Source organism: Flavobacterium sp. MMLR14_040 (assembly GCF_033657265.1).
Lineage (GTDB): Bacteria > Bacteroidota > Bacteroidia > Flavobacteriales > Flavobacteriaceae > Flavobacterium.
Window position 1 is genome coordinate 119,910 of the sequence record NZ_JAWVWO010000009.1, and the last position, 12,255, is coordinate 132,164.

Sequence of the window (12,255 nt, forward strand, 5' to 3'; positions counted from 1 at the left end):
TTGAAGTTCCAAATTCCAAATCTCAGTAATATAAAATCTGAAGTCTAAAATCTAAAATTCAAAACCTTGGCTTGAAAATTGAGGAAGTGGTAATTACGAAAAAAAATAGCTATTAGAAATAAATTTACTTTAATGATTTATTTTTAAATTCGAATAATCTCTAAATGAAATAAAATGCAGGATTTGAATGTTACGAATGACGAAAGAATGAGAAAGCTTCTTTTAGGGCTTCTTTTTGATGGTATCGGAATGATTTCGTTTTCGATTCCGTTACTTGGTGAATTCTCAGATGTGATCTGGGCGCCAATTGCGGCTTTTATTATGAGCAGAATGTACAAAGGAAGAGTAGGGAAGGTTGCCGGTTTTTTGACTTTTGTTGAAGAAATAATCCCGTTTACAGATATAATTCCATCATTTACAATTACGTGGATTTACACTTATTTTTTTCAGAAGACCAATGAAGATGTTTAGTCTTTAAACATAAATCCTAATCCCATGCTTTTAAGCATTCTTTTTTCGAAAGCCCAAAAGAAACGGAATTGTCCAAAAACAGTTCCTATAGCAACCAATAAAACCTGATAAATTGGGAATATAATAATTAGGCGAATTAAAGTAAACCAACCTCCAAAATCTTCTTTTGTAATGCCTAACCATACACAAAAAGGTTTAGACAACCATGCAGATGCCGATCCGGTGATGGCAAAAACAATAAATATGATGACCAATTGAAAATTTGAGGTGATGCCCCAACGTTGCTTTAATTTATTCATTTTTATTAGTAATGATTACAAATATAACAACATTATCTTGATGGAACATATCCCCAAAGCTTTTGTTTATAAGTATTTTGAAAATAAATCATGTAGTTGTAAATTAGGTAATTTACTTCGTAGCCGTACTTAATAGTCGGGTTATAATTAATACTCATTTCATACAAGTCTGGATTGTAGCGTTGTGGCTGTAAAACCCGATTATTCCATTCTGTAACATACAAATTGTTCTTGTTTTCAAGATACGACAAGGAATGATAATTTCTGGGATAAGCTCTCGAAGCCAGCCAGGTACTAAATCCGTCATCAATAATGATGACTTCATATTCGAGAGAATCATTTGCAATTCTAACAGTATCATTTACGGCAACATTTTGCTTTACTGCATTATCAGCCGTCTTTTGAGACGTTGAGCAAGCAATAATCGTAAACAAAACAATTAATATGTAAATGCAGTTTTTCATACCTTAAATTTACGAAATTTTTTTTAAAAAGTTGCTAAGGTTCTAAGATGCTAAGATTCTAAGTTTTTTTTTGAAAGGTTCTAAGATTCTAAGTTTTTTATCTTAATTCCATAAAAAAAAAGCTATTTGCACAATTGCAAACAGCTTTTAATTTTTTTTATAAGTATAGAATAAAATCTTAGGATCTTAGAACCTTAGCATCTTAAAAAACTATTTACTCTTAAAAAGTCGCCCAATAAATCCAGAAATTCCACCTTTGCTTTGTGTTACTACCAAAACATCGGCAACATCAACTTTTCCGTCTGCGTTTTGGTCTAAGCCAAATTGCATTCCGTATTTAGAAATAGTATCCATGATGCCTGAAGCCTGACCGCTGTTTCCTGAAATTGCACTGATGATATCCGAAATTTGAAAACCACTATCATTTGGGTCTTTTGCTTTATTTACCAACGAATTTAAAACTTGTGGAATCATACTTGCTGCAACACCGGAAGAAGTTTCATTGCTCAAACCAAATTTTTGACCCAGACTTCCTGATAATTGCTGCGTAATTTGCTGAACAATCGGATTAGAACTGTCAATTGATGATTTTCCACTAAACAGACCGGCTAATTGTTCTGCACCACCTTCTGAAGCAATTTTTTGCAATCCTGCAAAAATAGAATTACTTGTTTCATTTACAACGGCCTCGTTGTGTTCATTTGGGACTGCATTGTTTTTTACAATGGCATCACCTCCATATTGTTGTACTAACTGCGTTAATTGTTCAAACATGATATCTAAAGTTTAAAATTACACAACAAAATTAATTAAAAAGAAAGGGATTTACTACAAAAAACGCAGTAAATCCCTCTAAAGTTAATCTTTTTATTTTATTATTAGCTCAACAAAGAAATAATTTGTGAGGCTAATTCAGTTCCAATTCTGTCTTGTGCTTCTCCTGTTGCAGCTCCAATGTGTGGAGTCAACGAAATTTTTGGGTGCATTAAGATTGCCATCTCAGGTTTTGGTTCGCTTTCAAAAACGTCTAAACCAGCAAAAGCAACTTTTCCAGAATCTAAAGCTTTTACTAAAGCTACTTCATCAATAACACCACCACGAGCGCAGTTAACGATTCCAACACCATCTTTCATGATTGCTAATTCCTTTTCTCCAATGATGTAACCATCCTGGGCAGGAACGTGCAATGTAATGAAATCAGCTTCTTTAAACAATGATTCTAATGATTGAGATTCGATTGTTGTTGTGATAGACTGGCCATCAAAAAACTCAACTTTAATATCAACTTTAGGAATAAAGCTATCTGCAGCGATAACTTTCATACCCAAACCAAGCGCCATTTTTGCAGTAGCCTGACCAATACGGCCAATTCCAACAATTCCAAGAGTTTTTCCTCTTAACTCAACTCCGTTTGCGTAAGCTTTTTTCAAACCGTCAAAGTTTGAATCTCCTTCAAGAGGCATATTTCTGTTTGAATCATGTAAAAAACGAACACCAGAAAATAAGTGTCCAAATACAAGCTCAGCAACAGATTCTGATGATGAAGCCGGTGTATTAATTACGTGAATTCCTTTACTTTTTGCATAATCAACATCGATATTATCCATACCAACACCACCACGACCAATAATTTTTAATCCCGGGCAAGCGTCAATAATATCCTTACGAACTTTGGTTGCACTACGAACCAAAACAACGTCTACATTGTTTTCATTAACAAAATTAGCTACTTGTTCCTGAGCTACTTTTGTAGTTATAACTTCAAATCCACCTTTTTCTAAAGCCAGAATTCCACTTTTAGAAATTCCATCATTCGCTAATACTTTCATTGTGTATATTTTGTTTATTTGGTTAATCGTTTAATTGTTTAACCGAAGAACCAATTATTATGATTTTTTCTTTTTTGATATTTTAAGGGAAATATTTTACGATTAAACAGTTAACAAATTAACGATTAACCATAAAACGATTAAACTTTACTTTCTAAAGCTTTCATTACATCTACCAATACCTGAACACTTTCGATAGGCATAGCATTGTAAATAGAAGCTCTGTATCCACCCACAGAACGGTGTCCAGGTAATCCTGAAATTCCTGCGGCTTTCCATAAAGCGTCAAAAGTTTCTGTATGATCAGCGTTATTTAATAAGAAAGTAACATTCATTTTAGAACGATCTTCTACTGCTGCTGCACCTTTAAATAATGGGTTTCTGTCGATTTCAGTATAAAGTAAATCTGCTTTCGCGTCGTTTAATTTTTCAACAGCAGCAACTCCACCTTTTTCTTTAATCCATTGTAAAGTCAATAAAGAAACGTAAACAGCAAAAACCGGAGGCGTATTGTACATACTTTCTCCCTTAATGTGTTTAGCATAATCTAACATGCTAGGAATTGTTCTTCCGTTTTTCTCTAAGATTTCTTCTTTAATAACCACAAGAGTAGTTCCTGCAGGTCCCATATTTTTTTGAGCACCGGCATAGATTAAATCAAATTTAGAGAAATCCAAATTGCGTGAAAATATATCTGAACTCATATCGCAAACAACAGGTACATTTGTTGTTGGAAATTCTTTCATTTGAGTTCCAAAAATGGTATTGTTACTTGTACAGTGAAAATAATCAGCATCACTTGGTATAGTGTATCCTTTTGGAATATGGTTGTAGTTTTCTTCTTTTGAAGAAGCTACAACAACAGTTTCTCCAAAATATTTAGCTTCTTTTATAGCGGCAGTTGCCCATGTTCCTGAATCTAAATAAGCAGCTTTCCCGTTTTCTTTCATTAAATTATACGGAGCCATTAAGAATGCTGTACTTGCGCCACCTTGTAAAAATAATGCCTGGTATCCTTTTCCCTGAAGTTCTAAAAGTTCTAAAGCAAGGGAGCGAGCTTCTTCCATTACTGCAACGAAATCTTTGCTTCGGTGCGAAATTTCCAGAATAGAAAGTCCTGAATCATTAAAATTTAATATTGCTTTTGATGCCTTCTCAAAAACTTCTTGAGGTAAGATACTTGGTCCTGCGCTGTAGTTGTGTTTTTTCATGGTTGTTGTTAATAGTCGGAAATTTTAAAGATGCAAATTTCGGCAATAGGAGCTGAAAAAGCGATAAATTATTCGAAATAATTAAACATTTTTTTACTTTGTTGTTAACAAAAACGTTATAGTATCAACGTTATCTGCATAATCCCACAATTGAGGATTTTGTGTTTCTCCGAACGGAATACTATTTTTAATTAAATCGTTGCTTACGATGCATTGAATTTGTTCGGAATCAGTTGTAAGACGATTTTGCAGCTCTTCGATGTTTTCATAAAATTCATAAAAAACACTGGAAATAGGAGATGCGTAACTCGGATCTTCTTTTAAAGTAAGAAAACCATTGTCCAGTAATTTGAAATTACTCATTAAAAAAACTGCTTTATTGTAATCGTAATTATTGGCGTATTTTTCGTAGTGAATAACATCCTGATATTTAAAAATAGCCTGAAAAAAAGCATCAAATGAATAGCCTTTCGGAACAAAAAGTTTAGAAACATTGCGGCATCCCAAACCAAAATACCTGAAAATATCTTCGCCCAGCGCTTCTAATTGTTCATGTGTTTCTTCTCCGTTTAAAACGGCTGCCGAATTTCTGTTTTTTCGAATGATTGATGGTTTATCTTTAAAGTAATATTCAAAATATCGGGCTGTATTATTGCTTCCGGTGGCGATTACGGTGTCAAAATTTTCCAGCTTGCCTTCCACGAAAGTGATCTTGTCTTTTAAGCTTTCATCAGCGGCAATCAAATATTTGGCTAAAAAAGGCAATAAGTGCTGATCGTTTGACGAAGTTTTGATTAAAGCTTTATTTCCGGTAATTAAAACGGAAAGAAAATCATGAAAACCTACCAATGGAATATTTCCGGCTAAAATTAGCGCGACTGTTTTCTCGTTTTTGTTATCCTGAGTGTCAAAGGAATATGCCGAAAGCCATTTGTTGATATTTTCTTCAGTCAGCGCATCTGCCCATGATTGTACTGCAAAATACACTTGTTCAGGTGTATACCATCCATTATGAGATTGTGATAAATAGATCAGCTTTTCGAAATCATCAAAAAATAAATCGTTATGCAGAACATCCGATTTTTTAATTGTATCGTTTTCAGAAAATTGTTTCAGAAATTTTCCTAATTCAACAAAAACACTTTTTTTTGTTTCTAATGTCATAATGTTTGTTTATGAAGAGTTTTGATTGTAATTTTGCACAAAAATAAGCTATATTAAGTTATAAGACAAAGCAGAATAAAATCTTCACATTATTATTTTTCAACTTGTAACTTTTAACTCATAACCAAGAAAAAAATGGCAATAATTATAACTGACGAATGCATCAATTGTGGGGCTTGCGAACCAGAATGCCCTAATACAGCAATTTATGAAGGTGCCGATGATTGGAGATATAAAGATGGAACAAGTCTTAAAGGAAAAGTAATTTTACCAGACGGAACTGAGGTTGATGCAGATGATGCTCAAACGCCAATTTCTGACGAAGTGTATTATATTGTTCCTGGAAAATGTACGGAGTGTAAAGGTTTTCATGATGAACCTCAATGTGCTGCTGTATGTCCTGTAGATTGTTGTGTACCAGATGATAACCACGTAGAAGATGAAGAAACCTTGTTGAATAGACAAGCGTTTTTGCACGGAGAATAATATCTTTATTCAATTTAAAGATCAAAAAATCCTGAACTTAGCTGTTCAGGATTTTTTTATTTACGAAATATAAGTTTTTTATTATTTTTATAATGTATTATGCTATTTATAATGATTTATTTTGTTAATTTGATGGCAATATTTAAATAATTGCCTATGAGAGGACTGCTGCTTTTATTTGTTGTTTTCGTTAACACTGCCATTTTTGCTCAAAAAGTGGAGTATTCTATTGTCGTAAAAGATATTGAAACACAATTGCCAATAGAAAATGCAACTGTGCTGATTATGAAAACGAAACAAACCTTAATAAGTAATCAGGACGGAAAGGTAACTTTTGAATTGGAAGGTGGGTCTAATGTTCAGGTTTCGGAGACCAATTACGAGAAAGTGACCCTTCGTTGGGGATCTTTAAAACCGGATTTATTTGTTGTTTATCTTAAAAACAACAACAGCAACAATAAATTAGAAGAAATTGTAGTATCTAAAGAAAAACCAGAAAAAAATCTTCAAAAAATTGTTTCTAATTCCAGACAGAAATTAGCCAATAATTACCGATTAAAAGTCTATGTAAGAGAGTTTTTTATGCTGGATAATAAATATTCTTATTATAATGACGGATTGGTCAATTTTCAATTTGAAGGCGATCAAAAAAAATCAACAACAACATTATTAGTAGAGCAAAACAGATCTTATGGATTGCTGGAAAATGATGTTTCTGCCGATTTAATGGGATATAATTTGAATAATATTATGGAGAATTATTCAAATTTAAAATATTTCGATCCTCTTTTAGATTCAAAAACAAAGAAAGAATACGAGTTTACAACAACAGGACATCCAAATAATAAGGATTATTATATAATGTCTGTAACACCGTTGGATAAATCTAAAAAGGCTTTGGATACTTTTGAAATTATTTACGATCCAACAAAAAAGTTAATCGTAGAGTTTACTATTAGTATAAAACCTGGTAATCTTGCTCAAATAGAAGAGCAAACAAAAGAAGGTTCAAAGAATGTTACCAGATCACAAGTTAAAGTAACGTACAGAATTGATGATGAAGATTATTATTTACTAAGCTCAAATGAAGAAATTGCGTATGATCTTATTTTAAAAGATCAGGTTAAAAAAAATATTCAGATTCGAAATAATTTTATCACCACAAATTTTAATAGACAAAACTTTACTTATAAAGAAAGTGATGTTTTTAAAGAGAAAACACTTTTTAATAAGCAGAACAAAATTCTGACCAAGTATTGGGATTTATCTGGATTTACGGCTACTGAAGAAGAAAAAACTTTAATAGAAGGATTAGAATTTAAAATGTAAAGTAAAAATCTCGAGTTCGAAACCCGGGATTTTTTATGTTCTTTTTTTAGCTACAATTACATAAGTATCATAGGCATACGTTTTTCGGTCAATAGTTTTTATTATTTCGAAATTATTTAAATATAAAAAAAGCTGCATTTCGTTGAGTGTAAAAACCCGAACGGTCGAAAAATCATTTTCTATAATTTCCTTTTTGCCATCCACCAAAGTGTAATATTGAGCAGTCCATTCGAGCATAAAATTTTCTAAGGAATTATTGGTATCCCAATGACTTTCTCTGATATAATTGACATTTTCGTACTTGGCTTCGTGCGTGATAATTGGGTTTTCTTTGGTAAAAGGAATGAACCTGTTGGCATCAATAAAATCAAAAATGATAACACCGTCATCATTGAGGTTTTTATAAATTGAATCAAAAGTTCTGTTCATGTCATCATTTGTAATGAGATAACTTGTAGATCTTCCTGTAATTAAAACAGCATCTACAGGCTTGTCAAGTTTAAAATCACGCATATCACCCTGAGTAAAAGAGCAATTTGAATTTCGTTGTCTGGCTATTGCAATCATATCGTCGCTATAATCCAAACCCTGATAATTTTGATTGTTTTGGTCGAATCTTTTAGCAAGATTTCCGGTTCCGCTTCCAATTTCAAGAATGCTAGAAGCTTTGTTTTCCTGAATTAGCGTGTTGTAAAAAGCATATTCTTCATCATAATCAACAAAAGTCTGGTACATTGCATCGTATATCGCTGCCATTTTTCCATCATATAAATTTGCCATAATTTGAAAATTTTAATATAAAAATATAAAAAAGGGCTGTCATAACGACAGCCCTTTAGCGTTATTAACCAAATGTGAATTAGAATTTATAATTTACAGATAAATTAAACATTGTTCCTAACTGGCTGAAATGGAAACCATCATAAGTCATTCTTGAATAACGTTGGTTAAATGTAAGTAAGTTAGATTGTTGTTTAGTTTGTGCAGGATCTGCTAATAATGCTGCTCCGGCTTCATTTTCTGCTACGAATTTCCATTCAGGCAGAACATTAAATAAGTTGTTTACGTTTAATGCAATTGTAAGTTTTTCGGTAGCACTAAAATTCACGCCTAAATCAGTAACAATTTTAGGAATAAATTCTGTTTTTAGGTTAGCTGCTAAATATTCTGCAGAACCAACTGGTGCATTTGGATCATTTGTAGCTAAACCATCCTGATTAAAAGTAGTTTTTCCGAAATAAGTATTATTTAAAGAAAATCCGAATTTACCAATTTCGTAGTTTATACCAAAAATCCATTTTGTCTCAGGTCTTGAAGTAAAAGTCAATGAATTTAAGATATCTCCGAATGAATTGTTAGTTACAGGAGAAATTCTTTTATTATCTAAAGTAATATTTCCAGATACGTTAAATCCTAATTTACCTTCACCAATTCCAATATTATTGTAATTCGCTACTACATCTAAACCAGAAGTTCTGGAATCGAATGAGTTAGAAAACCAAGCCACATCTCCAAACTCAGTATCTTGTCTGTCTCCTAATACAATTCTGTCTTCTACTTTAATATTATAGTAATCAATTGTAAAATTGAAGTTTGTAAAAGGTTTTGCACCAATACCAACAGTTATGTTAGTTGATTTTTCAGCATCTAATTGTGGAATTCCTAATTGACGCGCCTGAGGAGAAACGTTATTGATAATACCACTAATTTGAATTCCTTGTCCGGCTACAAATGAATATTGTGATTTTTGAGTGTAGATTTGGTGTAAAGTTGGCGCTCTGAAACCTGTAGAAACAGATCCTCTCAAGGTAATTTTATCATCAAGAAATTTATATCTTGTACTTGCTTTCCAAACTGTTGCACCACCAAAATCGCTGTATTCTTCATGACGTACTGTTCCGTTTATTAAGAAGTCTTTTGTAATATCATAAGCAACATCAAGATAAACACCAACATTGTAACGGTTCCATTTTCCTGAATTTTCAGGTCTGTTTCCTGCAAATGAGTCAGCTCCCGTACCATCCCAAGAAGCTTTATCACCTTCCATAACAGTAAAATATTCAGATCTAAATTCAGTACCAAAACCAATACTGATTTTGTCAGATATAATTTTAGAAACATCAATATTTCCAACCAGGTGATTAAAAGATGTTCCTCCTGGTTTAAACGAAATTGGGCTGTTTTCTCTGTAAACATTGTTTCCGTCTGCATCAAGAATCGAAGATCTGTTTACTGAGTTGTTTACCGAATAAACTTGTTTGTTACCACCAACTGTTATACTTGCGTCTGTGTTCCATCCATTTTTAACGGTTTTAAAACCTAAAGTACCATTATAGTCACTTAAATCTCCTTCAAAGGTTGGGCCATATCCATCATAAGAAGGATTTACGTCATCACCATTTCCAAAGAAATCATTCAAATAAGGATCATCAGATAATGGTCTCCAATAAGGAGTTCTGAAATTGGCAAATGAATTTACTTTTTTGTAAACATAAGCAGCATTATAATACAAACTTGTATTATCACTAATTTCGTTTCCACCATTAATAAGGAATTTTGCTGCAGCTGTTTCAGGCGAACCATTAATGTTTCTTGCATCAGGATATCTGCTTAAGAATTCATTTACGGTTGCAACGGCAGCTGGTGATCCGTCTAAAAAGTCATTTGCTTCACCCTGAGCATCAACTGTTCCGGGTCTGTTAGCTAAATTTACTTTAGAAAAATCAAGAGTATAATTCAAAAAGCCTTTTTCGCCAACAGTAGTTCCCTGGTTTAAACTCACGCCCAACATTTCTCCATCACCTTCAGAAGTAATTCCGCTTCTTACAGTTAAGGATCCATCTGTTCTGTTTTTCTTTAAAATAATGTTCATAACACCTGCAATCGCATCAGATCCGTATTGCGCAGAAGCTCCATCACGAAGAATCTCAACTCTTTCGATCGCGTCTGTAGGAATCGCAGAGATATCTGCACCCGTTTCACCACGTCCCGGAGAAGTTTGTACATAAAGTAAAGAACTTAAGTTTTTACGTTTACCATTAATAAGGATTAAAGTTCTACTCGGCCCCATGTTTCTAATTTCGTACGGATCCAGTAATGATGTAGCATCATTTACAGGAGTCTGTACCGTATTAAAAGACGGAATCTTGTACTGCAAAGCTTTATCAAATGTGGCTTGTCCTGTGGCTGTTAAATCTTTGGAGGATAAAACATCAATAGGTAAAGCACTTGTTGTGTTACTTCTGGCCGCGGTTCTGGAACCTGTAACAACAACTTCATCCAAATTTTGTCCTCCTTCTTCAGATAAAACAACATCAAGTTGAGGAGAATTTGCCAGCCTGGTTACGCTGTTGTACCCCATGTAAGTAAAAATTAATGAAGCCCCTTCTTTAACTGTAATTTTATACGATCCGTCAATATCTGTAGACACGCCGTTATTAGTACCCTTTTCGACAATATTAACACCTGGCAGTGGATTGCCTGTGTTGTCTTTTACTACACCAGAAATTTGCTGTTGTGCAAAAATGACGACCGTGTTAAATAGAAATAATAGAATTGCAATTTTTTTCATGTTTAATCTAATTTTGGTTAAAATTTGTATGTTGGTTTGTTAAATATTGTGATAAAAATAGCGTTATTTAACAAAACATTATAAAAAAGTTTGATTTTTTTTAAGAAAAGTCGTAAAAAAACATATATCGTCATTTTTTGTTTACTTAAGAGGTATTAAATCTTATATTTGCAAAATTTTAAGCCTAAAATCTATCATTTTAGCAAAAAATTAAAAAGAAGAAAAAACGTTCAAATCAGAAGCTAAATATTTGATATATAAATCAATAATTACGGTGTCTGACAGAGATAAAATCAAGTAAAAAACAAATATTATCTACATATGAAAGCAGGAATTGTAGGATTACCAAATGTTGGAAAATCGACTTTATTTAATTGTTTGTCGAATGCAAAAGCACAAAGTGCGAATTTTCCGTTTTGTACAATCGAACCTAATATTGGTGTTGTTAACGTTCCGGATCCAAGAATTAACAAATTAGAAGAGTTGGTAAAACCAGAACGCGTGCAAATGGCAACTGTTGATATTGTAGATATCGCAGGTTTGGTAAAAGGTGCGAGTAAAGGTGAAGGACTTGGAAATCAGTTTTTAGGAAACATCAGAGAGTGTAATGCTATTATTCACGTTTTACGTTGTTTTGATAATGATAATATTGTACACGTTGACGGAAATGTAAACCCAATTCGTGATAAAGAAACTATCGATATCGAGTTACAGTTGAAAGACTTAGAAACCGTTGAAAAACGTTTGGAAAAAGTAAATCGTGCCGCTAAAACCGGAAATAAAGAAGCACAGACAGAAAAAGCACTTTTAGACAGAATCAGAGAGGCTTTATTACAGGCAAAATCAGCTCGTACTGTTGTACCTCAAGGTAATGATGAAGAAGTTTTAATGGAATCTTTTCAATTGATTACTGCAAAACCAGTTTTATACGTTTGTAATGTTGATGAAAATTCAGCCGTAAATGGAAATAAATATGTAGATCAGGTTCGTGAATTAGTAAAAGACGAAGATGCTGAAGTTATTATCCTTTCAGTAGGAGCAGAAGCTGATATTACAGAATTAGAAAGCTACGAAGAGCGTCAGGTTTTCCTTGAAGATATGGGATTAACAGAACCGGGAGCATCAGTTTTAATTCGTGCAGCTTACAAATTATTAAAACAGCAAACTTACTTTACAGCGGGTGTAAAGGAAGTTCGTGCCTGGACTATTAATATTGGAGCTACAGCGCCTCAGGCAGCCGGAGTTATCCATACTGATTTTGAAAAAGGATTTATTCGTGCAGAAGTTATTTCATACGAAGATTACGTTCAGTACGGTTCTGAAGCAAAAGCAAAAGAAGCAGGAAAATTCAAAGTAGAAGGAAAAGAATATATTGTTAAGGATGGTGATGTAATGCACTTCCGTTTCAACGTTTAACTTTTTTTTGAGAAT

12 protein-coding genes are annotated in these 12,255 nt (G+C 33.1%); 4 read left to right on the plus strand and 8 right to left on the minus strand.

Annotated elements, in window-relative coordinates:
- Positions 1–174 precede the first annotated feature (174 nt).
- On the plus strand, positions 175–471 hold the full coding sequence (locus tag SD960_RS13660; protein WP_318803932.1) for a hypothetical protein: 297 nt from the start codon (positions 175–177) through the stop codon (positions 469–471).
- Here SD960_RS13660 and SD960_RS13665 read toward each other — a convergent pair.
- The 6 genes from SD960_RS13665 to SD960_RS13690 form a co-directional block, all read right to left on the minus strand.
- Complete coding sequence (locus SD960_RS13665; RefSeq protein WP_318803934.1) at positions 468–770, minus strand: DUF6787 family protein; 303 nt, start codon at positions 768–770, stop codon at positions 468–470. The genes SD960_RS13660 and SD960_RS13665 overlap by 4 nt on opposite strands.
- A 32-nt stretch (positions 771–802) precedes the next feature.
- Positions 803–1,234, minus strand: coding sequence for a DUF6146 family protein (locus SD960_RS13670; RefSeq protein ID WP_318803936.1), 432 nt, complete (start codon positions 1,232–1,234; stop codon positions 803–805).
- A gap of 210 nt (positions 1,235–1,444) precedes the next feature.
- Positions 1,445–2,008, minus strand: a complete 564-nt coding sequence (locus SD960_RS13675; RefSeq protein WP_318803938.1) for a DUF937 domain-containing protein — start codon at positions 2,006–2,008, stop codon at positions 1,445–1,447.
- 104 nt (positions 2,009–2,112) lie between these two features.
- Positions 2,113–3,063: a D-2-hydroxyacid dehydrogenase gene (locus SD960_RS13680; RefSeq protein WP_318803940.1), complete on the minus strand. Its 951-nt coding sequence runs from the start codon at positions 3,061–3,063 to the stop codon at positions 2,113–2,115.
- A gap of 140 nt (positions 3,064–3,203) precedes the next feature.
- On the minus strand, positions 3,204–4,274 hold the full coding sequence (gene serC / locus SD960_RS13685; protein WP_318803942.1) for a 3-phosphoserine/phosphohydroxythreonine transaminase: 1,071 nt from the start codon (positions 4,272–4,274) through the stop codon (positions 3,204–3,206).
- Positions 4,275–4,367: 93 nt separating this feature from the next.
- Entirely contained in the window at positions 4,368–5,438 is a 1,071-nt protein-coding gene (locus SD960_RS13690) for an acyl-CoA reductase (RefSeq protein WP_318803943.1), read from the minus strand.
- Positions 5,439–5,573: 135 nt separating this feature from the next.
- Here SD960_RS13690 and SD960_RS13695 point away from each other — a divergent pair, with 135 nt between their 5' ends.
- Entirely contained in the window at positions 5,574–5,924 is a 351-nt protein-coding gene (locus SD960_RS13695) for a 4Fe-4S dicluster domain-containing protein (protein ID WP_042564137.1), read from the plus strand.
- Between the two features lie 156 nt (positions 5,925–6,080).
- A complete protein-coding gene (locus tag SD960_RS13700; RefSeq protein ID WP_318803945.1) occupies positions 6,081–7,253 on the plus strand; it encodes a hypothetical protein in 1,173 nt (390 codons plus the stop codon).
- Positions 7,254–7,286: 33 nt separating this feature from the next.
- On the opposite strand, the gene SD960_RS13705 is transcribed toward SD960_RS13700, so the two are convergent.
- Together SD960_RS13705 and SD960_RS13710 are read right to left on the minus strand one after the other, a co-directional pair.
- Positions 7,287–8,033 carry a class I SAM-dependent methyltransferase gene (locus tag SD960_RS13705; protein ID WP_318803946.1) on the minus strand — a complete coding sequence of 249 codons (747 nt, stop codon included), beginning with the start codon at positions 8,031–8,033 and terminating at the stop codon, positions 7,287–7,289.
- A 79-nt stretch (positions 8,034–8,112) separates the two neighbouring features.
- Positions 8,113–10,824, minus strand: a complete 2,712-nt coding sequence (locus SD960_RS13710) for a TonB-dependent receptor (RefSeq protein ID WP_318803947.1) — start codon at positions 10,822–10,824, stop codon at positions 8,113–8,115.
- A gap of 321 nt (positions 10,825–11,145) precedes the next feature.
- Here SD960_RS13710 and ychF point away from each other — a divergent pair, with 321 nt between their 5' ends.
- Positions 11,146–12,240 (plus strand): redox-regulated ATPase YchF, encoded by a 1,095-nt coding sequence (gene ychF, locus SD960_RS13715; protein ID WP_115847615.1) that lies wholly within the window; start codon positions 11,146–11,148, stop codon positions 12,238–12,240.
- Positions 12,241–12,255: the final 15 nt, after the last annotated feature.